Source organism: Ferrigenium straubiae (assembly GCF_051257895.1).
Classification (GTDB): Bacteria; Pseudomonadota; Gammaproteobacteria; order Burkholderiales; family Gallionellaceae; genus Gallionella; species Gallionella straubiae.
On record NZ_CP194331.1, the window covers coordinates 2,047,336 to 2,070,517 of the forward strand.

Genomic DNA, 23,182 nt, shown 5'->3' on the forward strand with positions numbered 1-23,182 from the left:
GGCACATTAGAAATGGACGATGGTTTCAACATAACTGGTGGTATTGCGCGGCCCCCGAATACGAGTGGTGACGCGGTAATATTCCACTTCGGCAGTGCCGCTTAACCCGCCCTTGCCGGTGTAGTCTTTCGCGCCCGAACTTGTTCCGGCAACAACGGTGGCGGTGGAGGCGCAGTTGTTCGGCAGCCCGGTGCTTGGGCAGAGGCGATGGATAATGTATCTGGCCTCGTATCCTGCCGCGTTGGCTGGAATCAATGCGGCGGGCTGCACACAAGCAGTTGCCGTGCCGTTTGCTACGGCGTTGTTGCAATTGTTGCCGTCCCAGTCAACCAGCGAACGGGCCGGGTTGCCACTATTGCCAGTCATGTCCAGGGTTTCCTGACTGGTGGCGTAATAGCCGTTGGCAGGATCGTCGCTTTGCGAGGCGACGACGCCCGCAATACCGGTCAACCAGGTTATGGCGGCCTCTGTCCCTGCATCGCCAGCCAGTGCAGCGCCCTGTTTGAACGCCATGTTGCCGGCTACGATATTGCCGGTGTCCACCGACCGTACCAGCGCGATCGCAGCCAGGGTCATGGCAACCAATACGATGAGGGTGATGATTAACACCACTCCCTTTTGTTGTTTTGGCGGCGGTGTGCCAGCGCAACCGGCAGTCTGTCCAGCCATGCTTTGCGCATGGATGTCTTTGTGGAGAGTAAGGACGAGCATTACACACCTCCCCAAATTGTGTTGCGCAGCGGCACAACGGTTTCAAAGGTCTTGTAGCGATAGCATCGCCAATTGGCATCTGCAGCAAGGCTGATAGTGCCGCCCGTCCAGGTTGGGCCGGCAGTGGTGGTGTTGCAAATGCCGGTAGCGGGATCAGGTTTCTCAATCAACCCACTGCGCGCCACCAAGGCGAAGCGCAATGCATAAATTCGGTTGATATCGCCTGCATCGCCAGTCGTTCCGCTTGCGTCAGCATCGATCATGGTCGCGCTCCATGTGTCGACACGGGCATCGGTTTGTGCGCCGGCACGGGTATCAAAGCCGTATTCAGCTTGTATGCTGACTATATCGGGCGCGAGGATTTGTGAGGTGTTGGTGTTGGTCGCGGATGAATAATCGGTGAATACCAGATTGCTGTTGGCGTCGATGGAGTAAGTATGCGACATCAAGCTGCCGACATCCATCAACAACGCATCTGTCGAATAGCCTGCGGCAGGGAAAATGGCCGAATTGCCATTCCAGCTGCCTGCTGCATGGAGGATTGGGTTGAGGACGGGGTTGGTGTTGTCTACCTGAAACAACGTGCAATTCGGCGGTGTAGCTGCTTCGTATGCTATGAGCAAATCGCCTTGCGCAATTCCGAGCGTGGCGTTGGTGTTGAATTGGGTGGATGCCTGGGTATGTATGGATATGACCCTGATAGGCACGCTCCAGCTCGATTTATTTCCGGAGAGGATGGTGATGCTGTCGGGCAGGCCGCCAGCACCGTTGGCGATGGTGGCAGGAGATAAGACCAATGAGGGCAGCGCCGTACCATTAAAAGACCTGTTTAAGGCGCAGCCGGTGGCGTCGGCAAAACCATACCCGGCCATGCGCGCGTCGCGTTCGATGGTATAGAGGCCGATACCCCCGTTGGTTTGCGCGTCCGAGCCGCTGGTGGTAGTGCGCTTTTGCCCTTCAAAGTTGGCAAATACCTGCATGACGATTATGGTGCCGATCAAGCCGATGACCATGCCGACCATGATTTCAACCATGCTGAAACCGGTAATGTGGCGCCTGTTGGGCTGATGTGAGGGCATGAAAGATCTCTTCGGGCTAGTTATTCACCACGGCAATGGCGGTGTAGTTGTGGGCAACGGCCTCATTCGGCGCTTGCCAGAATACGGTAATGGTGGCGTTGTTACTGGCATCGATGGCAATGGTCGGAGCGTTTGCCGCTACACCGGAGACGCCCGGCAGGGCTTGTGCCACAGAGTTTGCCCATGTGGCGTAACTGGCTCCGGCGGGGCTGCTGAAGTTTGCCACCAGGGTTGCATTGGTTTTATCGCTTGCCCACATTTGCCCGATGACCTGATTGACCAGCAAACTGGCATCGATACGATACTTGGCGGCGGCGACATTTTTGATTGAAGCGGCCTGCAGGCCGATAATCGCCAGAATCCCGATTGCGAAGAGCAGGATCGAGATCAATGCTTCCAGCACCACGGAACCTTGCTGTGTTGAGCGCATCGTTTTCAGGGCGGCTTTCCTCATGGTGATTTAAGAGCATCCCTGTGGGTTGGCAGCAAGAGCAAGAGCGGGGTCGCACATCCGGGTTTGGCCCCCGGTTCCGATAACGATAACCATGCGGCGCACGCCTGCGTTGGCCGCATTGGTGACATCGACGCGGGTGATATCGTCGTTGTTTGCCGTGCCGTCCGGGTTGAGCGCGGGGACTCGGCCCATGCCGTCAAAAGTAACTCCGGCCGGCAACCCTGCACCGGCAGCAAGCGTAGCGCTGAAGTGTTCGGCCGGTATCGGGGAGGGCAGGGCGGCTACGCTGACGCCCGCGCGGGCATTCACTCCACCCTCACTGCCGCTGCGGCTTTGCACGGTGTCGGCAGCAGCGCAGGGGCTGGCGGTCACGTTCAGGCACACCGTCCATGCTACCTTGCCCCCGGCATCGGTCAGGTTAAAGCGCACATTGGTGTTGCGCCGCACCGCTTCGGTACGGGCAATCTGCAAGCCGTTCTGGACGGATTCGGCCGCGGTGCGGGTCTGGGTATTCTGTATCCACAGGCTAAAGGATGGTGCGCCTATAACCATCAGCAAAGAAATGATGACTATGCCGATCATTAGTTCGATCAGCGTCACCCCGCCTTGTTTGCCCGGAATTAACATGCGCCACCCTTCTTGGTGACCCAGCAGCTGATCGGTTCGGCGCCCCAGTCAGCCGATGGAACGTCAGTCGTTATTTTGGCGTTGTTTTGATCGATGGTATAAACAAAGCCGTCCGTGCCTTGAGCGGCAATGCCGGCGGCTGTTACCGTAAATGCCGAAGCTGTCAGGGTCGGGCAGGTGTAAGTAAAATATTTGGTGCCTGAAGGGAGTGGCGCAACGGTGCCTGCAGCGCAGCCGCCCACGTAAGTCCGGTTGTCCTGGTAATACTGCTCAAGCTTTACCCGCATCGCAGCCAGTTCGGTCATCGCCTCCGTCAATTTGCCGCGCAGCACATAATCGCCGTAAGCGGGAATACCGATGCTCGCCAGGATGGCGATAACTACAACGACGATCATCAGTTCGACCAGGGTAAAGCCTTTTTGCGTTTTCATACGTTCTCCTTTGGGCGTGCATAGTAGGGGGCGTATTTAATGGTTTCTATCCGAAACCGACCAAAGGCTAAGGCTTCCTGACAGGCGGCGTGTCAATTCCGATGAGCGCGTGGCTCGGAGGCGGGAATTATCCGGGGGTATCAGCGCCTGCTTTTCGGAATGGGGTGGAGGACCTTATTGGCATCTTCCAGCAGAAATTCTTTGAATGCCGCTGCGGCGCTGGACAGGCGCTTGTTGCTGCGGTGCGCGACGAACCAGTGGCGCAGCAGGGGGAAGTGCTCGACATTGAGCATGGCAAGCCGCCTGGTTTCCAGTTCCAGTTCGATGCTGTGCAGCGACAGGATGCCGAGGCCCATGCCTGCCTGCACGGCCTGTTTGATGGCTTCGTTGGTTTCCACTTCCATGCCGATGCGAGGCTGGATTTGATGCTCCGCGAAGACGCGCTCCATGGCGCTACGCGTGCCGGAGCCCGGTTCGCGCGACAGGAAGGTTTCCTGTGCGAGTTGCGCGAGTTTGACGCGCTTGAGCCTGGCGAGCGGGTGATCGGGCGCGGCGATCACCACCAGCGGGTTATCCATGAACGATTCCGCGCTGATGTCCAGACCTTCGGGCGGGCGCCCCATGATGGCGAGGTCGGTGCTGTTGTCGGCAAGCTGCTTGAGCACGGCATCGCGGTTGGCGACCTGCAGGATCACGTTGATATGGGGATGCTGCTTGCAGAATTTCGCCAGCAGCCGCGGGGCGAAAGAGTTGGCGGTGTTGACCACCGACAGGGTGAGCCTGCCCTGCTCCAGCCCCTTCATTTCATCGAACACCGTTTGCATCTCGGCAAGCTGTTGCGTGATGTTGCGGCTGTAGTGGAAAAGCTCGCGGCCGGCTTCGGTGAGAAAGACTTTCTTGCCCATCTGTTCGAACAGCGGCAGGCCGATATTTCCCTCCAACTGCTTGATTTGCATGGACACTGCCGGTTGCGATAGGTATAGTTCCTCGGCGGCGCGCGAGTAGTTCAGATGGCTGGCCACCTTTTCGAAGACCTGAAGCTGGCGCAGGGTGATGTGGAGCATGGCGCAGGGTGTGAAGGGGATGGCGCGATTATAGCAATCTATAAGAAATATTTATTGTGTTTATAAAGACAATTGACTGTTGTTTATATGTGGATGCCTCTATAGTGATCACCATTGCAACTTGAAACACATCGTCATTACAGGAGAAAAAGCCATGGATCAATCGAACCGTTACGCGGACCTGAGTCTGAAAGAAGAAGACCTGATCAAGGGCGGCAACCATGTTTTGGTGGCCTACACCCTGGAGCCGGCAGCAGGCCATGGCTTCCTGGAAGTGGCAGCGCATTTTGCCGCCGAATCGTCCACCGGCACCAACGTGGAAGTCTCCACCACCGATGACTTCACTAAGGGCGTGGATGCGCTGGTGTACTTCATCGATGAAGCCAAGGGCATTATGAAGATCGCCTACCCGATCGACTTGTTCGACCGCAATATCATCGACGGCCGCGCGATGCTGGTTTCTTTCCTGACGTTGTGTATCGGCAACAATCAGGGCATGTCCGACGTGAAGAACTCGCAGATGCAGGATTTCTACATGCCGCCGCGCATGCTGCAACTGTTCGACGGCCCCGCCAAGAACATCTCCGACCTGTGGCGTATCCTTGGCCGCCCGGTGGAAAACGGCGGCTACATCTCCGGCACTATCATCAAGCCCAAGCTGGGCCTGCGCCCAGAGCCGTTCGCGCATGCCGCGTACCAGTTCTGGCTGGGCGGCGATTTCATCAAGAACGACGAGCCGCAGGGCAACCAGGTTTTCGCACCGCTGAAGAAGACCATGCAGCTGGTGGCAGATGCGATGAAGCGCGCGCAGGACGAAACCGGCGAGCCCAAGCTGTTCTCCGCCAACATCACCGCCGACGACCACTATGAGATGTGCGCGCGCGCCGATTTGATCCTGAAAACCTTCGGTCCGGATGCGGACAAGGTCGCCTTCCTGGTGGACGGTTATGTCGGCGGCCCCGGCATGGTAACCACGGCACGCCGCCAGTACCCCAACCAATTTTTGCATTACCACCGCGCCGGCCACGGCGCCGTGACCTCGCCTTCTTCCAAGCGCGGCTATACCGCCTTCGTGCTGGCCAAGATGTCGCGTCTGCAGGGCGCCTCCGGCATCCACGTCGGCACCATGGGCTACGGCAAGATGGAAGGCGGCAAGGACGACCGCATCATTGCCTACATGATCGAGCGCGATAGCTGCACCGGCCCGTTCTACCATCAGGAATGGTATGGCATGAAGGCCACTACGCCGATCATCTCCGGCGGCATGAACGCGCTGCGCCTGCCCGGATTCTTCGAGAACCTCGGCCACGGCAACGTGATCAACACTGCGGGCGGCGGCTCCTACGGCCATATCGATTCTCCGGCAGCCGGCGCGAAGTCGCTGCGTCAGGCGTACGAATGCTGGAAGGCGGGTGCCGACCCGATCCAGTGGGCGAAGGAGCACAAGGAATTTGCCCGCGCGTTCGAGTCTTTCCCGAAGGACGCAGACAAGATTTTCCCGGGCTGGCGCGAAAAACTGGGCGTGCACAAGTAAGCAGGATGGGGGTAGGTCGGGTTGGCATAGCGTACCCGACAATTTGCTCCATCGGGTTACGGCCTTGCGGCCTAACCCGACCTGCTTGAGCAATAAAACGCGCCCCCGCTTATGGGGGCGTTTTTGTTTACAGGAGCAGCCATGGAAAACAAAGACCAGTACCGGATTCACAAGGAGCCGTTCTATCGCCCGCAGGCCGATGAAGTTGTGCTGTACGAAGCCGCCTACGCGGCGCGCCTGCCGGTAATGATCAAGGGCCCGACCGGTTGCGGCAAATCACGCTTCGTCGAATACATGGCGTGGAAGCTGGGCAAGCCGCTGATCACCGTGGCCTGTAACGAGGATATGACTGCCAGCGATCTGGTCGGGCGCTATCTGCTCGACGCCAATGGCACGCGCTGGCTGGACGGCCCGCTGACCACTGCGGCGCGTATCGGCGCGATCTGCTATCTCGACGAGATCGTTGAGGCGCGCCAGGACACCACGGTGGTGATCCACCCGCTGACCGACCATAGACGCACCCTGCCGCTGGACAAGAAGGGCGAGCTGATCGAGGCACACCCCGATTTCCAGATGGTGATCTCCTACAACCCCGGCTACCAGAGCCTGCTGAAGGATCTGAAGCAGTCCACCAAGCAGCGTTTCACCGCCTTCGATTTCGATTACCCGGAGTCTGCAGTCGAGGCGGATATTCTCTGCAGGGAAACCGGTATCGAAGCGGGGCTGTCCGCGCAACTGGTGAAGATCGGACAGGCGGCACGCAACCTGAAGGGGCACGGCCTGGATGAAGGTATATCCACGCGCCTGCTGGTGTACGCGGCCACCCTGATCAAGGGCGGCGTCGAGCCGCGTGCCGCATGCCGCATGGCGCTGGTGCGCCCGATCACCGACGACGCGGACATCCGCGATACGCTGGATCATGCGATCGATGCGGTGTTCGGCTAGATCCGGCCTGCGCTGAAAATCATGGAAGTCACGACGATACCCGCCGAACTGGAAGCATACTGGAAGCAGCTCGACTGCGGCTTCCCGCGCGTCGAGCCGGTGTTCGCCGATTGCATGCGCGACGCGCTGGCCACGCTCACCAAAGAGGGGGTGGACGCCTACATCGAAAGTGCGCGTTTCCTCGGCAAGATGGGGCGCGGGGCCGAGCCCATCCTGATCTTCCTCGAGGAATGGCCCGCGGTGGCCAAGTCGCTGGGCGAGGATGCGCTGCCCGGCGTCATGGAGTGCATCCGCCGGATGTGGAAGTCGCCCAACGGCAACGCGATCACGCCCTTTCTGCAATCGTTGCCTGCTACTGCACGGCGCTTGCAATCGCCGGAGCAGTTGCGCGGTTACCTGGATATCGTGCTCGACTTCATGGAGCGCACTACCGGCTCGATCCACGGCATCCACCAGACTTTTCCCAGCCCAGGGCTGTCGGAATTGTTCCGGAAGATTCCGCTGCTGCTCGGCCAACTCTCGCTCGCGGGGCTGAAGCAGTGGGTGGAATACGGCGTGCGCTATTACAAGGATCACCCCGAGCGGCAGATCGACTACTTCAGCCTGCAGTCGGCGGACAGCCGCGCGGTGCTGCAGCGCGAGCGGCACGGCACGCTGCTGGTGGACAACGAGCGCAGGCTGGACATGTATCTGCGCGGGCTGTGGCGCGACGAAGGGCAACTGATCCCCTATTCCGGCGCGTTCGACGAGCTGCGCAAGCCGGTTCCCTATTACGACAAACTTGGCATCCGCCTGCCGGATGCGTATGACGACTTTGTCATCCCCCCTGCGAAATCTTCAACCGTTCGCCCTGAGCCTGTCGAAGGGCTGTGTGGTTCGACAAGCTCACCACGAACGGTTGAGCGAGTCCTGGGGATAGACCGCTACCGCGCGGTGCTGGCCCACGTGGCCGGACACCGGCGCTGGACGACGACCATTTTTGCCGACAACTTCAGCCCGCTGCAACGCATGGCAGTGGAGTTTCTCGAAGACAGCCGCGTGGAATACCTCGCGATGCGCGAGTACCCTGGCCTGCGCCGCATCTTCATGGCGCTGCATCCGGTTCCTGCCGAAGACGCCTGTGACCCCGAGCTGGAATCCGGTGTGCGCCATCGCCTCGCGATGCTGTCGCGCGCGATCCTCGATTCGCGGTACACCTGCAAAAATCCGCATATCGCCGAGTTTGCGCGGCGCTTTCACGAGTTGATGCGGAACGGCGATTCGAGCACGCCGGAGATGGCCGAGCTGGCAGTTTCCTTCATAGTCAAAACGCGCCGCGAGAGCGATCAGTTCGCCAAAATCCACTTCAAGGACACGGTGGTGGATTACCGCGACGACAACCGCCAGATGTGGAAATTCATCGAGGAGGGTGACGAGGAAGAGGCGTTCGATGAGCCGCGCAAGATCGAACCGGGCGAGGAAATCGGCGGCCTGCCGCCGCGCCATTACCACGAGTGGGATTACCACAGCCAGAGCTACCGCCCGGACTGGGTCAGCGTATACGAAGCCCTGCACCCGCCCGGCAATGCGGCGGACATCGACCGGCTGCTGGCCAGGCACGGTGCGCTGGCCAAACAATTGAAGAAGATGCTCGACCTGCTCAAGCCGCAGGAAAAGGTGCGCATCCGCTATCAGGAAGAAGGTAGCGAGCTGGATCTCGACATCGCGCTGCGCTCGCTGATCGACTACAAGAGCGGAGCGACGCCCGATCCGCGCATCAACATGAGCCACCGCACCAGCGGGCGCAACATCGCGGTGCTGCTGCTGCTGGACCTGTCGGAGTCGCTCAACGAAAAGGCGGCGGGCTGCGACCAGACCATCCTGGAGCTGAGCCGCGAGGCGGTATCGCTGCTGGCCTGGGCGATCGAAAAACTGGGTGATCCGTTCGCGATTGCGGGCTTCCATTCCAACACGCGGCACGACGTGCGCTACCTGCACATCAAGGGCTACAGCGAAGGCTGGGACGAGCAGGTGAAGGGGCGGCTCGCCGCGATGCAGGCCAATTATTCCACGCGCATGGGCGCGGCGATGCGCCATGCCGCGCACTATCTGGAAAAACAGCCGGCCGACAAGAAACTGATGCTGATCCTGACCGACGGCGAGCCGGCAGACGTGGACAGCAAGGATGGACGCATGCTGATCGAGGATGCGCGGCAGGCGGTGGCGGAGCTGGACCGGCAGGGCATCTATGCCTATTGCATCAACCTCGATCCCAAGGCGGACAAGTATGTCGCGGACATCTTCGGCAAGCAGTACACCATCATCGATCGAGTGGCGCAGCTGCCTGCAAAGCTGCCGCAGCTATTCATTTCGCTGACCAAATAGCCATTAAGGTATGGCAGTAAAGTTATATAATTCAACAACCTTGTGAGGAAAGAAGCATGAGCAAAAGTTTGACCCAGTTCATCATAGAAGAGCAGCGCGCCATCCCTGGTGCGAGCGGCGATTTCACCGGCCTGATCAGCGACATCGTGATCGCCTGCAAGCAGATCGCGCACGACGTCAACAAGGGTGCGCTGATCGGCGTGCTGGGCAGTGCGGGCAGCGAGAACGTCCAGGGCGAGACCCAGAAGAAGCTCGACGTCATCACCAACGAAATTTTCATCAAGTCGACCGAATGGGCAGGCCACCTCGCGGGGATGGCTTCCGAGGAAATGGACGATGTCTACCATATTCCTGCCTGTTACCCGAAGGGCAAATACCTGCTGGTGTTCGATCCGCTCGACGGCTCCTCCAACATCGACGTGAACATTTCCGTCGGCACGATCTTCTCGATCCTGCGCGCGCCCAAGGGCATCGAAAACCCGACGGCGGAAGACTTCCTGCAGCCCGGCACCACCCAGGCTTGCGCCGGCTATGCGCTGTACGGCCCGTCGACCATGATGGTGATCACCAGCGGGCACGGCGTGAACGGCTTCACGCTGGACAACGACATCGGCGAATTCATGCTGACCCACCCGAACATGACCATCCCGGCGGATACGCTGGAATTCGCCATCAATGCCTCCAACGAGCGCTTCTGGGAGAAGCCGGTGCAGCGTTACGTCGACGAATGCATCGCTGGCAAGAACGGGCCGCGCGGCGTCAACTTCAACATGCGCTGGATCGCGTCGATGGTCGCCGAGGTGCACCGCATCCTGATCCGCGGAGGCGTGTTCATGTACCCCAAGGACACCAAGGATCCCACCAAGGCAGGCAAGCTGCGCCTGCTGTACGAGGCCAACCCGATGTCCTTCATCGTCGAGCAGGCGGGCGGCGTGGCTTCCACCGGCTACCAGCGCATCATGGACATCCAGCCGTCCGAGCTGCATCAGCGTGTGCCGGTGATCCTCGGCTCGAAGAACGAAGTCGAGCGCATCGTGCGCTACCACCAGGAGGCATAGAAATGGGCAAGCCACTGGTTTCCATCGTCATGGGCAGCGCCAACGACTGGGAGATCATGCAGCAGGCCGCGCGGCAGCTGCAGGACTTCGGCGTGGCTTACGATACGCGGGTGATCTCCGCGCACCGCTCCCCGGACCTGCTGTTCGACTACATCAAGGATATGCATGCGCAGGGCGTGCAATGTTTCATCGCGGGCGCGGGCGGCGCCGCACACCTCGCGGGCGTGATTGCCGGCAAGACCGCGCTGCCGGTGCTCGGTGTGCCGATCCCTTCCAAATACCTCAAGGGCATGGACTCGCTGCTGTCCATCGTGCAAATGCCCAAGGGCATCCCGGTCGCGACCTTCGCGATCGGCGAGGCGGGCGCGGCCAATGCCGGACTGTTCGCGATTTCCATGCTCGCGCTGAACGATGCGCAACTCGCGCAGAAGCTCGCTGACTACCGCAAGAAGCAGGCAGAGGCCATCGCTGCGACGGCGCCGCCAGCCCTGACGTGAGGTGATATCCGCAAAGATGATGCGGCCTTGAAACCGTGGAATTGCCGGGAGATAAACAGTGAGAAAAACGATCCAGGAATTCAACCAGCAACTGCTCTCGCTGGTGGAGCATGTCGGCCTGCTGGTGATTGCCGTCGCGACGGTGATTGCCATGGCCAACGAAATCGTGAACATGGTGCGCGTGGCGCAAGTGACCCTGGCCGACCTGCTGATGCTGTTCCTCTATCTCGAAGTGCTCGCCATGGTCGGTGCCTATTACCGGTCCGGCAAGCTGCCGGTGCGCTTCCCGCTTTACATATCGATGGTGGCGCTGGCGCGCTATCTGGTGCTGGATTTCAAGGGTATGGAGGAATGGCGCATGCTGGCCATCACCGCCTCTATCCTGCTGCTGACGCTGGCGGTGCTGGTCGTGCGCATCGGCCATGTGCGCTATCCCTATCCGAGCAACGATTAAGGGCAGCCGTAGGGTGGGCACGTTTTTTGTGCCCACGCGGTCTGGCAGAGGTTAATCACGCGTGGGCACAAAAACGTGCCCACCCTACAATGTTTTATGGCTAATGGTTTTGAGAACATGATGAATACCCCGATACTCCAATCCGACATCAAAAGCCTGCCGTTGCTGCACCGCGGCAAGGTGCGCGATCTCTATGAGGTGGATGCCCAACATCTGCTGATCGTGCAGACCGACCGGCTCTCCGCGTTTGACGTGATCCTGCCCGACCCGATTCCGGGCAAGGGCGAGGTGCTGACCCGGGTGTCGAATTTCTGGTTCGACAGGCTGGGCCATGTCATTCCGAACCACCTGACCGGCATCGCGCCCGAGTCGGTGGTCAAGGGTGAGGAAGAGCTGGCGCAGGTGAGGGGCCGCGCCTTCGTCACCCGCAAGCTCAAGCCGCTGCCGATCGAGGCGATCGTGCGCGGCTACCTGGTAGGCTCCGGCTGGAAGGAATATCAGAAGACCGGTGCGGTGTGCGGCATTGCGTTGCCGGCCGGGCTGCGCGAGGCGGAAAAGCTGCCGCAGCCGCTGTTTACGCCGTCCACCAAGGCGGCGGTCGGCGACCACGACGAGAATATTTCCTTTGAACAGGCCGCCGAACTGCTCGGTGAGGCGCGCGCCGGAGAAGTGCGCGATGCGGCGCTGGCGCTTTATACCGAAGCGGCAAATTATGCGGCGGGCAAGGGCATCATCATCGCCGATACCAAGTTCGAATTCGGCGTGGACGAAGCGGGCAAGCTGTACCTGATCGACGAGGCGCTCACGCCTGACTCCTCGCGGTTCTGGCCGGCCGACCAATACCGCGTCGGCAGCAATCCGCCGAGCTTCGACAAGCAGTTCGTGCGCGACTGGCTGGAAGCCTCCGGCTGGGACAAGCGGCCTCCCGCACCGCATATTCCGCAGGACGTGCTGCAGAAGACCGCCGACAAATACCGCGAAGCGGCACAACGTCTCACCGGCGCATGAGTTCGCCGAAGCAGCTCATCGAGGGCTTTTCGCGCTTCCGCGAAAGGCATTTCGCCAGGGACGACGCGCTGTTCCGCGAACTGGTCGAGCAGGGACAGGCGCCCAGAACCATGGTGGTCGCCTGCTGCGATGCGCGCGTTGACCCGGCGCTGGTGCTGGATTGCGCGCCGGGCGACCTGTTCGTTATCCGCAACGTCGCCAATCTCGTCCCTCCCGCAGAAAACCAGGGGCATTACCACGGCACCAGCGCCGCGCTGGAGTTCGGCGTGCGCAAGCTGAACGTCGGACATATCATCGTGCTCGGGCATGCGCATTGCGGCGGCATCCAGGCACTGCTGGAAGGCGATGTGCGGAAGGAAGACGCATTCATCTCGCAATGGATGGGGATAGCCGATGCCGCGCGGGAACGGGTAAGCCGGGAATATACGGATAACGGCAGCGCGGCGCGCCAGTGCGCCTGCGAGCAGCAGGCGATCCTGGTCTCGCTGGATAACCTGATGACTTTTCCCTGGATACGCGAGCGCGTCGAACAAGGCAACCTCGCGCTGCATGGCTGGTATTTCGATATCGAGCGCGGCGAACTGCTGGGCTACAACGCGGCCGCCCGCCGCTTCGAAGTGCTATAACAGAGTGCCGCACAACGCAGCAATAGAGCTGTGCAGCAGGTTTTTGGGGCGCTCTTACTTGCCGGTCAGTTCCTTGTAGCGCGCCTTGTCTGCATCGTAGCGCGCGTCCAGCGCAGCCTTTTCCGCCTTGGCTTGCTCCTGATCCTGCAGCAGCTTGGTCACCCGCTCCTGCGTTTCCTTCAGGTCCTCCCGCAGGGATGCCGGGACTTTCCTGCCCGCTGAGTTGTAGCCGTCGGCCTCCTTGTTCAGCCCGGCCAGGTTGTCTTCGGCCATCTTGAGCCGCGAGTTGATACTGGTGATGCGCGCCTCCACCTGTTGCAGGTTGCGGTTGCGTGCGAGGTCGATTTCACTCGAGTTGCTGTAGGTGTTGACCAGCGCCTTGTCACGACGCTTCTGCTCCAGTGCTGCCTCCTCTTCGGCACGTTTCTTGGCACCGGACTGCTCGCTGGCGCGGCGCTCTTCCGGGGTAAGCACCTCCTGTTTTTTCACCGCCCGCCCTTCCTTGTTCAGCTCGGTGCGATCCTTGCCGGCATATTCCGGGGGGACGGTCTCGCCGTAATGCGTGACGCCCTTGTCGTCTACCCATTTGTACATCTTCGCGGCGGCGGGCAGGCTGAAGGCGATGCCGGCGATCAACGCGGCAAACAATTTGAATTTGGTCATTTTTTTACTCCATAACGGTCGCGATAGGTTTGTACGGCGGCCAGATTCTGCATCATGTCCGCTTCGCCCTGCAAATAGCCGAGCAGGTCGTCCAGTGTGGCGATAGACACCACCGGGATACCATAGTTGCGTTGCACCTCCTGTGCGGCGGAAAGTTCGCCCTGCCCTTTCTCCATGCGATCCAGCGCGATCACCACGCCACAGGGCTCGCCGCCGCCCATCCGGATCAACTCGATGGACTCGCGCACCGAGGTACCCGCGGAAATTACGTCGTCCACGATCAGCACGCGTCCCTGCAGCGCAGCGCCGACCGTCGTGCCGCCTTCGCCATGGTCCTTGGCCTCCTTGCGGTTGTAGGCATAGGGCACGTTGCGCCCCTGCTCGGCGAGCGCGATGGCCGCCCCCGCAACCAGCGGGATGCCCTTGTAGGCCGGGCCGAACAGCATGTCGAATGGCAGTTCCGAGGCCAGGATGGCCTGTGCGTAGAACTGCGACAGGTTTCTTAGTGCGGCACCATCGTTGAACAGCCCGGCGTTGAAAAAGTACGGCGACAGGCGCCCGGCCTTGGTCTGGAATTCGCCGAAGCGCAACACCTTCTGCTGCACGGCGAAACGGATGAAGTCCTGCCTGAAATTGAACATGATGATAGCCTCGGTTGGGGCGAAGGCCGTCATTATAATGGCGCACCCTCCCCACCGGAAATTTTCATGCGCATCATCACCCTCAACCTCAACGGCATCCGCTCCGCCGCCACGAAGGGCTTTTACCAATGGCTCGCCGAGCAGGAGGCGGACATCGTCTGCCTGCAGGAGCTCAAGGCGCAGGCCGCGGATATGACCGCGCAGATGCTTGCGCCCTCCGGCTATCGCGGTCACTTCCATTACGCCGAAAAGAAGGGCTACAGCGGCGTCGGCATCTACACGAGGCGCGAGCCGGACGCGGTGATCGAGGGCCTGGGCATTCCCGAATTCGACGCCGAGGGGCGCTACCTCGAGGCGCAGTTCGGCAACCTCAGCGTGGTGTCGCTCTACCTGCCATCCGGCTCGAGCGGCGAGGAGCGGCAGGCGGTGAAGTTCGGCTTCATGGAGGCGTTCATGCCGCATCTCGTTGCGCTCAGGCAGAGCGGGCGCGAGGTCATCGTCTGCGGCGACTGGAACATCGCGCATACCGAGAAAGACCTCAGGAACTGGCGCGGCAACCGCAAGAACTCCGGCTTCCTGCCCGAGGAGCGCGCCTGGCTCACCAGGCTGTTCGACGAGGTGGGCTTCATCGACGTGTTCCGGCGGCTGCACCCCGAACTGGAGGCCTACACCTGGTGGTCGAACCGCGGGCGAGCATGGGAGAAGGATGTCGGCTGGCGCATCGACTGCCAGATCGCCACCCCCGGTATCGCCGCCAGGGCAAAGACGGCGAGCATCTACAGGGAGCAGCGCTTCTCCGATCATGCGCCGTTGATCGTCGATTACAGTATGGGTAGCCAGGGAAACACTGAATAAGTCTCTCGGAGTTTACGAGGTTGCCTAACGACGGAGGTCAGGGGCGGGCAGACTGCGAAGCTGGCTGACCGTCCCCTGGACCGGATTGTTAGGGCTAGCCATTCTTGATGCCCACTATCCGAATTTCTTCATCATCACCGTCCTTTTCCTTTGGATTCCCGCGCAATTTCGTGACGATGCTAGAGGCATCTGTGTCGGACAAACTTACATGAGGAGGAATGGGGTGCTTAATTTGGAACACATACTTCAGATAAAGAGCGAAGAATGCCAGGGAAATAATGAGAGTAATGGCGCCAACAATCGATGAGTTGATTGAGACCTTGCCGGCAGTTTCAATTTCTACGGCGCTCTTGAGGGAAGACAAATCGCCGAGAGCAATTGCATAACGTAGCTGAAGAAACGAAAACACTAGACCACTGACCACCAAAGCAAGAACAACAAAGGTGATTATCCAATTCGCAATGATCTGCTGCCCAAATACCTTTTTTGGATAGTTGAAGCGCCACAACAGATGCTCAACATATGCTTTCTCAAGTGCCTGCCATTCCGGAGTGTTTAGCTCTTCGTCTTTCTTAGTCTGTCGAAGCTGAGTCCATTCCTTTAGCAAATCACCGATCGCAGCAGCTGACACTCCCGCTGCTGGGCCAGCTAGTTCCAAAATCAGACTCATGATGTCTCCATGTGGTGAGTAGGGAAAGCCCTAACGTTCAAATTGAGGGGCAGCCCGCTTTTGGGCTGTCCCTCTCGAATGCAGGGTTGGGCCTCGATTGTGTGACGAGGCAGGCCATAAGACTACTTCTCGACTGTAACGCGTTTAATGGCATTTTCATGACCCCGATGACCGCCGCCATTGGGTGAAGTTGCTACCCAATTCTGCTTCTCGTAGAAGACCAGAGAGACCCTATCAATTCCAGCGAGCGGAAGTGATTGTCTCGCCAACTCTTCAACCACATGAATGTCGTTAGGTTCGACGATTTCGTAGAATGTGAACGACGGCACGCACCCTGGGGCAACGTAATATATCTTTCCGCTGTGAGTTCTGTCGACACTCGTTCGATTCGCAAAGGAGTAGTTCTTCTCGATGTGTTTGGCAACGATATCTGCGACCGCATAGGCATCACCACCCGGCACACCAAAATGACAGACAAACGAGCCGTTGCTTCTCTGGCAGCCAAGGAGGAGGAAGCAAGAGATAGCCAGTAGGGCTGCAATTCGTAGAGCGTTCATGAGGCCCAACGTAAAGGTGAGGGGCGCGAGCGGCATCGCCGCGAAGCGTCCCACTCGACCGGTGGGTTGGGATGATTAGTTGCGATCGAACTCAGCATCGAAAAGTCGTGCAGCCGTTTTGGTGGTGTTCGCAGAGTAGTTAACTGCATCTTCGAGGGTCGAAAATGACTTGAGTAACTCGTAGTGTTCCCAGAGGGAGCATGTGAGTTTGAGTTTCAAACGACCAGCGACACAAGGCTCACTGTATGAGAAAGATAAGGCGACAGAATAGTGCGAACCAGAGCCCTCAATCTGCACATTTGTTGAGACCACGTTGTCGTAGTTGTTCTGATCTATCTTCTTGCCCCGTTTCTGAAGTATTCCAATAAAGGGTGCTTTCAAAGCATCCAATGACAGTCGCGCTTCTTGTGGGGCAATAATGGTTGCGACTACCTGGAACGTCTTCACAGAGCCAAGACGTAGATTGGGTTCTGCATCATGGGCGCTAGCCGTCAACGCGAGCGACCCTAATAAACACCCTATAGGAAGCTGGCACCTTTTGATCATTGTGCCTCCCAACGTGTAGGTAAGGGGCGCGCAGCGTAGCGGAGCGTCCCAGCCCGAAGGGCGAACTTGACCGCAGGGTTAGACATTGCGCTCACGAGCCACCTCAAAACAACCTTCACATACCCAACGAAACGAAGCAAAAGCTTCCGAAATATCATTCCACTCTCCGACTTCAATAGCAACGCGCTCGCATTCAGCACACCATGCTTGCGCCCACGGGTCATCAGACGTAGGAAGCTCTGCGGGTGTAAAAAAACCAAGGTTAGAACCATGCTGAAGATGCTGACAAATAAAAGCCGGTTTACGGTGTCCGTGTATCGGGCACTCCATAAAACTTTCAGGCGTTAGCGGTGTTCGCATATCTATGTCTAACGTGGAGCTAAGGGGCGCGCCGAAGGCGCGTCCCAGCGACCGGAGGGCGCGAACTTGAGCGCAGGGTTAGCCAGGGTGACAATTTAATTGGGATACTTTGTCAAGTAGTTAAGCTCAACAACTCGCCCTGCTGTGATTCTGGCAAGGCACTCGGCGTACTCTAACTTCACTACCCATCCTTCCGAACCAGCAGCACTAGCCAAGTAGTCACAAGTTAAGTTTCTATATTCGATCCACTTTCTCTGAATTTTCTTAAGGCTCTCCTTTCTCTCTCCGGGAAGTTGGGTAAGCAACTGCTTGTATGTCTTGTTTAGTTGTTCGTCTTGACGATCGAGCTCCTCGTAAAGACAATCCAAAATCAAGCTGTCTCTGAAGTCCGCTTTTTCTATACATTTGGCATGAACTTGTGAAAACACTGAGTCATGAGCAAGAGCACTATTCTGAATGAAACAGGATAGAGATAGCAGTAAGAAAATGGCGAAGATTCGCATAGGGCTTTCCGATAATGGCTAACGTAAAAGTGAGGGGCTGCGCGCTTTTGCGCAGTCCCTCTCGACTGACTGGTTGGGGGATTCACAAAAGAGTTCAATGCGTTCCACACGCAAACTCCATCATGCTGAGAATGTGACCATAAGGCGGCACTGGCCACCATTTGTTTGTGTCCACTTCAGGTAAAACTCCGCCGCTCATGTTTATTGCTACACCGCTTCCCATTTTTTCAGGATAAGCAAAGACAGAAATAACTCGCGACAGTTTTTCCTTGCAGTCAAATTCCGTTTCCGTCTTCATTGACCAATACGGTTTAAGATCAGGATAGCGACTTTTCACCTGCTGCATTTTGTAATCAGCCAAAAATAATACTTTCACTTTGCTGCCAATTAGTTGAATGGTGGAGGAGTCGGCATAGAGAGCAAATGCGTTATTGAAGGGAGCATTGCTATCAACCGCCATCCACTCAGCTATCGCACTTTCGCTTGCGACAACAAGTAGCATCATCACAATATTTTTAATCATTCTCCCCTCGACGTAATACGCTCCTTGATCCTCCATTCGCAAAATGCCCAACAAAGCGAGTTATCTCGAATAAAAAGATACCTACAGCTCCCAGTATTGCAGCCATCCCTATGTACATGAGTACAGGCAACATTCCAAGCCCTGGCTCTGACGAGCCAGAAAAAATTGCGAATGTAATTGGCTTGATGAAGAAGAAGCTCACCATTGCAATCACACCAACCCACATGAAGAAGATAGCCAGAGCACGGAGTGTCTTAAGCAAACGGCTTGTAACAACGGCATCAAGTGCAGTTGGTTTGCGAATGACTTTGACGAAGCGGAAACAAAGGAGGGCGAGCACTACAGAATTGAATGAAATTCTCAAAACATCAATAAGAGAGGACCGCAAGAATTGCCACACCACAAAGCAGAAGAAGATGATGAGAGCCGCCATGTTCAAGCAGTAGATTATTTTGAGCGAGCGAGTGACGCCAATTTTCACCTAAGCCCCCAACGTAGAGTTAAGCCGCCGCGCTTCGCGCGGTCGGCCTTGAACGCCGGGTTAGGGTTTTGTGATGTGGATAGCATCACTCTGTAGAAGGGACACAGAATATGAAAGTTTATGAGACGCCGCCGTGGTTGACAGAGCCATCAGATATTGCCAAGTATTTTCAGCAGGCAGCAACCAGACATTTTTTTGAAGCTGCACGGCTTCTTTCAAGGGCTTTAAGATTTTATCTGCTTCATTTGCGAACGCTACCCACTCGTATGGGTGTCCTGGCGATGACGACATTGCGATGTTTGGTGGGATTTCGACGGCAAACAAAAACTGCGGCATGTGAACCTCCATTAAAAAATCATCTTGAAAAGATAGATAACAAGCTGCACGAACATTGGAATGATGATTAGGACGAAAACCAAGACACCCAAAATAGCTGCGTGCGCTCTGTCTCGACGGGTGCGCATAAATTGAACCCTAACTAAAAATAGAAAACTGTTTCATGGGGTAGTAATGTCGCCCATGTCCGTTCAAGTTGTCAATATTATGCTTGGGAGCTTCATATTTTCATGCGGTTAGCATAATTTCTCTACTGGACTTCCTTTTTAGGGCAACCTAAAATTCTGCGGATGGAAGCTAAAACCGTTTCTCAAGATTCGCCCAAGCTGCTCGACCGGATGCGCGCAGAGATTCGCGTGCGCCACTATAGCATTCGTACCGAAGAGTCCTACGTTGACTGGGCGCGCCGGTTTATTCTGTTCCATGATAAGCGCCATCCCAAGGATATGGGGGCTGATGAAGTGCAAAGTTTTCTGAGCCATCTGGCGGTGGAGCGCAAGGTGTCTTCTTCCACCCAGAATCAGGCCAAGTCCGCGTTGCTGTTCTTGTACCGTGAGGTATTGCATGTCGAGCTGCCTTGGCTGGATGAGGTGATTGCAGCCAAAACGGGGAAGCGTTTACCGGTGGTTTTGACACCAACGGAGATGCGAGCCTTGCTGAACGCCATGTCCGGGACGATGGGGCTAGTCGCAGCCCTGCTGTATGGCACAGGTATGCGCCTGCTGGAAGGTTTGCGGTTGCGGGTGAAAGATGTGGAATTTGAAAGGCGCGAGATTGTGGTGCGCGAGGGGAAGGGCAACAAGGACAGGGTGACGGTGCTGCCCGAGAATCTGATCCTGCCTCTGCAAGCGCATCTGGCCAAGGTGAAAGCCTTGCATGAGCGCGATCTGGAGGCCGGTTTTGGCGAGGTGTATCTGCCTAATGCGCTTGCCGTTAAATATCCCAAGGCGGCACGCACTTGGGGCTGGCAATTCGTGTTCCCGTCTGCGGTACGCTCGATCGACCCGCGCTCCGGTATCGAGCGTCGCCATCATCTTTACGAGGCCAGTGTACAACGGGCCGTTCGCGAGGCGGCGAAGATCGCCGAAATTCACAAGCCTGTTACTCCGCATGTCTTGCGCCATTCGTTCGCCACGCATCTGCTGCAATCTGGCTATGACATCCGCACCGTGCAGGAGCTGCTCGGCCATTCTGACGTTTCCACCACGATGATCTACACCCATGTACTGAACAAGGGCGGGCGCGGCGTGGTCAGCCCGCTGGATCGGTAATTCCGCGAATGAAGGAACTGTTCTTCACCGAAACCCGCGCGCGGCTGCGTACCTGGCTGGCCATCGGCTATGCGCTGTTCATCGTGTATGCCAGCCTGTCACCTTTTACCGGCTGGCGCGAGCAGGGGCTGGATTTTTTCGAGGTGCTGGCCGCACCCCTGCGGCTCACCTATACCGCCTTCGATGCGACCGTGAATCTGCTGTCCTACCTGCCGCTCGGCCTGCTGGCCGGGCTGGCGTTGCATGCGCGCTTCGGCGCTGCGGCCAGCTTGATCCTCGGCCTGTGCCTCGGGGTGTCGCTGTCGGCGGGCATGGAGTTTCTGCAGATGTATCTGCCCGCGCGCATCAGTTCGAACATGGACTTGCTGGCCAACGGCGCGGGCGCGCTGATCGGCGCGCTGCTGGCGGTGCGTGTGGCCTCGTGGGACTGGTTGTTCGGCCGCCTGACGCGCTGGCGCAGCGGCCTGTTCCACCAGGGCCGGGAGATGGATTTCGGCCTGGCGCTGCTCGCGCTGTGGATGTTCGGGCAAATCAATCCCTCCCTGCCGATGCTCGGCAACGTGTTTATCAGCGAGGTGGCGCGCCAGCCGTTTGCCGCGCTGTCCTCCGCCCCGTTCGACTGGTGGGAGAGCGCCGCCGTCACGCTGAACCTGCTGATGCTGGGCACGCTGCTGCTGACCCTGTTGCGCGCGCCGCGCAATACCGCCACCGCCTTGCCGGTGATTTTGAGTGTGGTGGCGCTGGCGAAATTTGTTGCGGCGGCGCTGCTGCTGAAATCCTGGGCGTTGCTGCTGTGGATCAACAGCGAGGCGGTGCTGGGGATGCTGTTCGGGATGGCGCTGCTGTTCGCCGCACTGTCGCTGCCGCGCGGTGCGGCGATCGTCTGCGGCGCGGCGGTGGCGCTGGCCTACTTCGCCGTGGTGAATTTTTTGTTCGGCGACAACACGCCCGCCGCCGCGATGTCGGTGTATCACTGGCACTACGGGCACCTGCTCAATTACAACGGGCTGGCGCAGACCATCGCGCTGGTCTTCCCGTTGTTGTTGCTGTTTCACCTGTGGCGCATCAGGAAAGTATAATTGCGCACGGCAGGGGCGGGCTGAAGCCCGCTGCGCCGGTCGACGATTTCAATCTACGGAGCACATGATGGGTTTTTACGACAAGCATGTTTTTTTCTGCACCAACCAGCGCGCGGACGGCGGCGACTGCTGCGGCAAGCGCGGCGCGCCGAAGGCACGCGAATACATGAAGAACAAGGTTGCCGAGCTCGGCATCTCCACTCTCAGGAACAACATCCGCATCAACACTGCGGGCTGCATGAACCGCTGCGACGAGGGGCCGGTCATCGTGGTGTATCCGGAGGGCACCTGGTACACCTACGTGGACGAGAAAGACCTCGACGAGATCATCGAGGAGCATCTCAGGCATGGCAGGCCGGTCGAGCGCCTGAAAATCTAGCCGCCCCGGGCTCCGCCTCCACCCGGCTTTACTGCCTGCCCCGCCGCCACTTGTAACGGCGGGGCGGATATCTTCGCGCACCGCCGGTGCAATAGGTATTTCAACCTATATATTTGCGTCCTCTTCCATGTAAAAGTTTGCCGCCTGGTTGTCAGCAATAGCGCTGTTTTCGTTTTCAATCTACCGGAGGGTTGATCATGTTCAAACGTCACGTTGTGCCAAGCAGGGAAATCATCGGAAAACACGTCAGCAACAGTTGGTCGGAAGATCTGGGAGTCATCGAGGATGTGGTGCTCGACCTCAACACCGGCTGCGTGGCCTACGCGGTGCTGTCCTTCCGCGGCATCATGGGGTTCGGTGCGAAGCACTTCGCCATTCCTTGGGGGAAAATCGGGATGCCGAAGAAGGGTGCATCGGACGACATCTTTTCACTGAAGATGGATCGGGAGGATCTGCTCCATGCTCCGGGCTTCGAGCCGGACAACTGGCCGGATATGGCCGATAGCGCCTGGATGGAGGAGGTGGAAAGGCATTACCTGGAGGCAATCCACGAACCTCACTGATGCCGCTTCAGGTCCTGTAGCAAATACCCGGCAGCAGCTTCCGGCAATCCTTCAGGGGAGCAAATTTTCCGGTTCGATTTTGCTGCCGGTTATCGCCACGACCTTGTGGCGCGATTGCCCGCCCTGCCTTAGCTCCACCTGGCGCAGCGGCACCTCGAACAATTCCGCGATGAATTTCAGCAGGGCCTCGTTGGCGCGCCCCTCGACGGGAGGGGCGGCGAGCCGGATTTTGAGCGCCTCGCCGTGCAGGCCGGCGATCTCGCTGCGCTTCGCGCCGGGCTGGACATGCAGGGTCAGGGTGACGACTTCCCCGCTGCGGCGGTACCACACAGCCATTTACAGCATTCCGGCGGCGAGGCGTTCCAGCGCGCCGACCGGCACGATCACGATGAGCTGGCAGACGATGAACAGCAGCAGCGGCGACAGGTCCACGCTGCCCAGCATCGGCACGACGCGGCGCAGGGGCTGGAGGAAGCGGTGGGTAATGGCCGAGAGCAGCGGCGCGGCCGGCGTGTGGGGATTCACCCAGGACAGGATCGCCTGCGCGAATACGGCCGCCATCAGCAGGTAGAGGCTGATCTTGAGCAGCTTGACCATGGCCAGAACCAGCAGCCCCGGCAACGGGAAGCCGTGGAAGGCGTAGCCCTGCGCCCACAGGGCTGCGGCCAGGTAGAGCATTTCGGCGAGCAGCGCGAGCAGCAGTGTCGCGCTGTCCAGCCCGCGCACCGCGGGGATGAAACGGCGCGCGCGCAGCACCATGAAGTCGGTCAACGCCATGACGAATTCGCCGATAGGGTTGCGCATCGGCGCGCGCAGCCATACGGCGTGGAAGCGCAACAGCAGGATCGCCGCGAAGGGCTGTAGCAGCATGTCGAGCAGGAACAGCAGGGCTTCGTTGAGCAT

30 protein-coding genes are annotated in these 23,182 nt (G+C 58.5%); 14 read left to right on the forward strand and 16 right to left on the reverse strand.

Translation table 11 applies throughout. The features are described 5' to 3' along the window. Positions 1-6: 6 nt before the first annotated feature. From ACRRNM_RS09925 to ACRRNM_RS09950, 6 genes are all read right to left on the reverse strand, one after another. Positions 7-711, reverse strand: a complete 705-nt coding sequence (locus ACRRNM_RS09925) for a pilus assembly PilX family protein (RefSeq protein WP_435628063.1) — start codon at positions 709-711, stop codon at positions 7-9. Continuing rightward, entirely contained in the window at positions 711-1,790 is a 1,080-nt protein-coding gene (locus ACRRNM_RS09930; protein WP_435628064.1) for a PilW family protein, read from the reverse strand. Before ACRRNM_RS09930 ends, ACRRNM_RS09925 begins: the two co-directional genes overlap by 1 nt. Before the next feature lie 16 nt (positions 1,791-1,806). Further along, complete coding sequence (locus ACRRNM_RS09935; RefSeq protein WP_435628065.1) at positions 1,807-2,244, reverse strand: type IV pilus modification PilV family protein; 438 nt, start codon at positions 2,242-2,244, stop codon at positions 1,807-1,809. A 6-nt stretch (positions 2,245-2,250) separates the two neighbouring features. Continuing rightward, positions 2,251-2,871: a GspH/FimT family pseudopilin gene (locus ACRRNM_RS09940; protein ID WP_435628066.1), complete on the reverse strand. Its 621-nt coding sequence runs from the start codon at positions 2,869-2,871 to the stop codon at positions 2,251-2,253. Beyond that, complete coding sequence (locus ACRRNM_RS09945) at positions 2,865-3,302, reverse strand: type IV pilin protein (protein ID WP_435628067.1); 438 nt, start codon at positions 3,300-3,302, stop codon at positions 2,865-2,867. The genes ACRRNM_RS09940 and ACRRNM_RS09945 overlap by 7 nt, the downstream gene beginning before the upstream one ends. 140 nt (positions 3,303-3,442) lie before the next feature. Further along, a complete protein-coding gene (locus ACRRNM_RS09950) occupies positions 3,443-4,366 on the reverse strand; it encodes a LysR family transcriptional regulator (protein ID WP_435628068.1) in 924 nt (307 codons plus the stop codon). A gap of 154 nt (positions 4,367-4,520) precedes the next feature. On the opposite strand from ACRRNM_RS09950, the gene ACRRNM_RS09955 reads away from it, so the two are divergent. The 8 genes from ACRRNM_RS09955 to ACRRNM_RS09990 all read left to right on the forward strand — a co-directional run bounded on the left by ACRRNM_RS09955 (position 4,521) and on the right by ACRRNM_RS09990 (position 12,852). Continuing rightward, complete coding sequence (locus ACRRNM_RS09955) at positions 4,521-5,900, forward strand: ribulose-bisphosphate carboxylase (RefSeq protein WP_435628069.1); 1,380 nt, start codon at positions 4,521-4,523, stop codon at positions 5,898-5,900. A gap of 141 nt (positions 5,901-6,041) precedes the next feature. After that, positions 6,042-6,845, forward strand: a complete 804-nt coding sequence (locus ACRRNM_RS09960; RefSeq protein ID WP_435628070.1) for a CbbQ/NirQ/NorQ/GpvN family protein — start codon at positions 6,042-6,044, stop codon at positions 6,843-6,845. A gap of 21 nt (positions 6,846-6,866) precedes the next feature. Next, on the forward strand, positions 6,867-9,209 hold the full coding sequence (locus ACRRNM_RS09965; RefSeq protein WP_435628071.1) for a nitric oxide reductase activation protein NorD: 2,343 nt from the start codon (positions 6,867-6,869) through the stop codon (positions 9,207-9,209). A gap of 56 nt (positions 9,210-9,265) precedes the next feature. Beyond that, positions 9,266-10,267 (forward strand): class 1 fructose-bisphosphatase, encoded by a 1,002-nt coding sequence (locus ACRRNM_RS09970; RefSeq protein WP_435628072.1) that lies wholly within the window; start codon positions 9,266-9,268, stop codon positions 10,265-10,267. Between the two features lie 2 nt (positions 10,268-10,269). Next, complete coding sequence (purE, locus tag ACRRNM_RS09975) at positions 10,270-10,764, forward strand: 5-(carboxyamino)imidazole ribonucleotide mutase (protein ID WP_435628073.1); 495 nt, start codon at positions 10,270-10,272, stop codon at positions 10,762-10,764. A 58-nt stretch (positions 10,765-10,822) separates the two neighbouring features. Beyond that, positions 10,823-11,218, forward strand: a complete 396-nt coding sequence (locus tag ACRRNM_RS09980) for a phosphate-starvation-inducible protein PsiE (protein ID WP_435628074.1) — start codon at positions 10,823-10,825, stop codon at positions 11,216-11,218. A 120-nt stretch (positions 11,219-11,338) separates the two neighbouring features. Further along, entirely contained in the window at positions 11,339-12,226 is an 888-nt protein-coding gene (locus ACRRNM_RS09985) for a phosphoribosylaminoimidazolesuccinocarboxamide synthase (protein ID WP_435628668.1), read from the forward strand. Beyond that, positions 12,223-12,852 carry a carbonic anhydrase gene (locus tag ACRRNM_RS09990; protein ID WP_435628075.1) on the forward strand — a complete coding sequence of 210 codons (630 nt, stop codon included), beginning with the start codon at positions 12,223-12,225 and terminating at the stop codon, positions 12,850-12,852. The genes ACRRNM_RS09985 and ACRRNM_RS09990 overlap by 4 nt, the downstream gene beginning before the upstream one ends. Before the next feature lie 54 nt (positions 12,853-12,906). Here the strand turns inward: ACRRNM_RS09990 and ACRRNM_RS09995 are convergent, their stop codons facing one another. Both ACRRNM_RS09995 and pyrE read right to left on the reverse strand, forming a co-directional pair. After that, the gene (locus ACRRNM_RS09995) at positions 12,907-13,515 is read right to left on the reverse strand and encodes a DUF4124 domain-containing protein (RefSeq protein WP_435628076.1); all 609 of its coding nucleotides are present in this window, start codon (positions 13,513-13,515) and stop codon (positions 12,907-12,909) included. After that, positions 13,512-14,156: an orotate phosphoribosyltransferase gene (gene pyrE, locus ACRRNM_RS10000; RefSeq protein ID WP_435628669.1), complete on the reverse strand. Its 645-nt coding sequence runs from the start codon at positions 14,154-14,156 to the stop codon at positions 13,512-13,514. The genes ACRRNM_RS09995 and pyrE overlap by 4 nt, the downstream gene beginning before the upstream one ends. Positions 14,157-14,222: 66 nt before the next feature. On the opposite strand from pyrE, the gene ACRRNM_RS10005 reads away from it, so the two are divergent. Further along, positions 14,223-15,011, forward strand: a complete 789-nt coding sequence (locus ACRRNM_RS10005; protein WP_435628077.1) for an exodeoxyribonuclease III — start codon at positions 14,223-14,225, stop codon at positions 15,009-15,011. Between the two features lie 94 nt (positions 15,012-15,105). On the opposite strand, the gene ACRRNM_RS10010 is transcribed toward ACRRNM_RS10005, so the two are convergent. The 6 genes from ACRRNM_RS10010 to ACRRNM_RS10035 form a co-directional block, all read right to left on the reverse strand. Then, positions 15,106-15,681, reverse strand: coding sequence for a hypothetical protein (locus tag ACRRNM_RS10010; protein WP_435628078.1), 576 nt, complete (start codon positions 15,679-15,681; stop codon positions 15,106-15,108). Between the two features lie 122 nt (positions 15,682-15,803). Beyond that, positions 15,804-16,238: a hypothetical protein gene (locus tag ACRRNM_RS10015; RefSeq protein WP_435628079.1), complete on the reverse strand. Its 435-nt coding sequence runs from the start codon at positions 16,236-16,238 to the stop codon at positions 15,804-15,806. A gap of 75 nt (positions 16,239-16,313) precedes the next feature. Further along, on the reverse strand, positions 16,314-16,784 hold the full coding sequence (locus ACRRNM_RS10020; RefSeq protein ID WP_435628080.1) for a hypothetical protein: 471 nt from the start codon (positions 16,782-16,784) through the stop codon (positions 16,314-16,316). Positions 16,785-17,239: 455 nt separating this feature from the next. Next, positions 17,240-17,647: a lysozyme inhibitor LprI family protein gene (locus ACRRNM_RS10025; protein WP_435628081.1), complete on the reverse strand. Its 408-nt coding sequence runs from the start codon at positions 17,645-17,647 to the stop codon at positions 17,240-17,242. A gap of 94 nt (positions 17,648-17,741) precedes the next feature. Continuing rightward, positions 17,742-18,170, reverse strand: coding sequence for a surface-adhesin E family protein (locus tag ACRRNM_RS10030; RefSeq protein WP_435628082.1), 429 nt, complete (start codon positions 18,168-18,170; stop codon positions 17,742-17,744). Further along, positions 18,163-18,651: a hypothetical protein gene (locus ACRRNM_RS10035; RefSeq protein ID WP_435628083.1), complete on the reverse strand. Its 489-nt coding sequence runs from the start codon at positions 18,649-18,651 to the stop codon at positions 18,163-18,165. The genes ACRRNM_RS10030 and ACRRNM_RS10035 overlap by 8 nt, the downstream gene beginning before the upstream one ends. 110 nt (positions 18,652-18,761) lie before the next feature. Here ACRRNM_RS10035 and ACRRNM_RS10040 point away from each other — a divergent pair, with 110 nt between their 5' ends. From ACRRNM_RS10040 to ACRRNM_RS10060, 5 genes are all read left to right on the forward strand, one after another. Then, complete coding sequence (locus ACRRNM_RS10040; protein WP_435628084.1) at positions 18,762-19,058, forward strand: hypothetical protein; 297 nt, start codon at positions 18,762-18,764, stop codon at positions 19,056-19,058. Between the two features lie 219 nt (positions 19,059-19,277). Continuing rightward, a complete protein-coding gene (locus ACRRNM_RS10045; protein ID WP_435628085.1) occupies positions 19,278-20,258 on the forward strand; it encodes an integron integrase in 981 nt (326 codons plus the stop codon). Between the two features lie 8 nt (positions 20,259-20,266). Then, on the forward strand, positions 20,267-21,337 hold the full coding sequence (locus tag ACRRNM_RS10050; RefSeq protein WP_435628086.1) for a VanZ family protein: 1,071 nt from the start codon (positions 20,267-20,269) through the stop codon (positions 21,335-21,337). Positions 21,338-21,404: 67 nt separating this feature from the next. Continuing rightward, positions 21,405-21,716, forward strand: coding sequence for a (2Fe-2S) ferredoxin domain-containing protein (locus ACRRNM_RS10055; RefSeq protein ID WP_435628670.1), 312 nt, complete (start codon positions 21,405-21,407; stop codon positions 21,714-21,716). 197 nt (positions 21,717-21,913) lie between these two features. Next, the gene (locus tag ACRRNM_RS10060) at positions 21,914-22,279 is read left to right on the forward strand and encodes a PRC-barrel domain-containing protein (RefSeq protein WP_435628087.1); all 366 of its coding nucleotides are present in this window, start codon (positions 21,914-21,916) and stop codon (positions 22,277-22,279) included. 51 nt (positions 22,280-22,330) lie between these two features. Here the strand turns inward: ACRRNM_RS10060 and ACRRNM_RS10065 are convergent, their stop codons facing one another. Together ACRRNM_RS10065 and ACRRNM_RS10070 are read right to left on the reverse strand one after the other, a co-directional pair. Continuing rightward, positions 22,331-22,615, reverse strand: coding sequence for a DUF167 domain-containing protein (locus ACRRNM_RS10065; protein ID WP_435628088.1), 285 nt, complete (start codon positions 22,613-22,615; stop codon positions 22,331-22,333). Continuing rightward, positions 22,616-23,182, reverse strand: coding sequence for a YggT family protein (locus ACRRNM_RS10070; protein ID WP_435628089.1), 567 nt, complete (start codon positions 23,180-23,182; stop codon positions 22,616-22,618). It lies immediately after the preceding gene.

Bases quoted from the DNA above. Each gene is read 5' to 3' on its own strand.
- ACRRNM_RS09925 (WP_435628063.1), bottom strand. From the start codon at position 711: ATGCTCGTCCTTACTCTCCACAAAGACATCCATGCGCAAAGCATGGCT.
- ACRRNM_RS09930 (WP_435628064.1), bottom strand. From the start codon at position 1,790: ATGCCCTCACATCAGCCCAACAGGCGCCACATTACCGGTTTCAGCATG.
- ACRRNM_RS09935 (WP_435628065.1), bottom strand. From the start codon at position 2,244: ATGAGGAAAGCCGCCCTGAAAACGATGCGCTCAACACAGCAAGGTTCC.
- ACRRNM_RS09940 (WP_435628066.1), bottom strand. From the start codon at position 2,871: ATGTTAATTCCGGGCAAACAAGGCGGGGTGACGCTGATCGAACTAATG.
- ACRRNM_RS09945 (WP_435628067.1), bottom strand. From the start codon at position 3,302: ATGAAAACGCAAAAAGGCTTTACCCTGGTCGAACTGATGATCGTCGTT.
- ACRRNM_RS09950 (WP_435628068.1), bottom strand. From the start codon at position 4,366: ATGCTCCACATCACCCTGCGCCAGCTTCAGGTCTTCGAAAAGGTGGCC.
- ACRRNM_RS09955 (WP_435628069.1), top strand. From the start codon at position 4,521: ATGGATCAATCGAACCGTTACGCGGACCTGAGTCTGAAAGAAGAAGAC.
- ACRRNM_RS09960 (WP_435628070.1), top strand. From the start codon at position 6,042: ATGGAAAACAAAGACCAGTACCGGATTCACAAGGAGCCGTTCTATCGC.
- ACRRNM_RS09965 (WP_435628071.1), top strand. From the start codon at position 6,867: ATGGAAGTCACGACGATACCCGCCGAACTGGAAGCATACTGGAAGCAG.
- ACRRNM_RS09970 (WP_435628072.1), top strand. From the start codon at position 9,266: ATGAGCAAAAGTTTGACCCAGTTCATCATAGAAGAGCAGCGCGCCATC.
- purE (WP_435628073.1), top strand. From the start codon at position 10,270: ATGGGCAAGCCACTGGTTTCCATCGTCATGGGCAGCGCCAACGACTGG.
- ACRRNM_RS09985 (WP_435628668.1), top strand. From the start codon at position 11,339: ATGAATACCCCGATACTCCAATCCGACATCAAAAGCCTGCCGTTGCTG.
- ACRRNM_RS09990 (WP_435628075.1), top strand. From the start codon at position 12,223: ATGAGTTCGCCGAAGCAGCTCATCGAGGGCTTTTCGCGCTTCCGCGAA.
- ACRRNM_RS09995 (WP_435628076.1), bottom strand. From the start codon at position 13,515: ATGACCAAATTCAAATTGTTTGCCGCGTTGATCGCCGGCATCGCCTTC.
- pyrE (WP_435628669.1), bottom strand. From the start codon at position 14,156: ATGTTCAATTTCAGGCAGGACTTCATCCGTTTCGCCGTGCAGCAGAAG.
- ACRRNM_RS10005 (WP_435628077.1), top strand. From the start codon at position 14,223: ATGCGCATCATCACCCTCAACCTCAACGGCATCCGCTCCGCCGCCACG.
- ACRRNM_RS10010 (WP_435628078.1), bottom strand. From the start codon at position 15,681: ATGAGTCTGATTTTGGAACTAGCTGGCCCAGCAGCGGGAGTGTCAGCT.
- ACRRNM_RS10015 (WP_435628079.1), bottom strand. From the start codon at position 16,238: ATGAACGCTCTACGAATTGCAGCCCTACTGGCTATCTCTTGCTTCCTC.
- ACRRNM_RS10020 (WP_435628080.1), bottom strand. From the start codon at position 16,784: ATGATCAAAAGGTGCCAGCTTCCTATAGGGTGTTTATTAGGGTCGCTC.
- ACRRNM_RS10025 (WP_435628081.1), bottom strand. From the start codon at position 17,647: ATGCGAATCTTCGCCATTTTCTTACTGCTATCTCTATCCTGTTTCATT.
- ACRRNM_RS10030 (WP_435628082.1), bottom strand. From the start codon at position 18,170: ATGATTAAAAATATTGTGATGATGCTACTTGTTGTCGCAAGCGAAAGT.
- ACRRNM_RS10040 (WP_435628084.1), top strand. From the start codon at position 18,762: ATGAAAGTTTATGAGACGCCGCCGTGGTTGACAGAGCCATCAGATATT.
- ACRRNM_RS10045 (WP_435628085.1), top strand. From the start codon at position 19,278: ATGGAAGCTAAAACCGTTTCTCAAGATTCGCCCAAGCTGCTCGACCGG.
- ACRRNM_RS10050 (WP_435628086.1), top strand. From the start codon at position 20,267: ATGAAGGAACTGTTCTTCACCGAAACCCGCGCGCGGCTGCGTACCTGG.
- ACRRNM_RS10055 (WP_435628670.1), top strand. From the start codon at position 21,405: ATGGGTTTTTACGACAAGCATGTTTTTTTCTGCACCAACCAGCGCGCG.
- ACRRNM_RS10060 (WP_435628087.1), top strand. From the start codon at position 21,914: ATGTTCAAACGTCACGTTGTGCCAAGCAGGGAAATCATCGGAAAACAC.
- ACRRNM_RS10065 (WP_435628088.1), bottom strand. From the start codon at position 22,615: ATGGCTGTGTGGTACCGCCGCAGCGGGGAAGTCGTCACCCTGACCCTG.
- ACRRNM_RS10070 (WP_435628089.1), bottom strand. From the start codon at position 23,182: ATGCTCAACGAAGCCCTGCTGTTCCTGCTCGACATGCTGCTACAGCCC.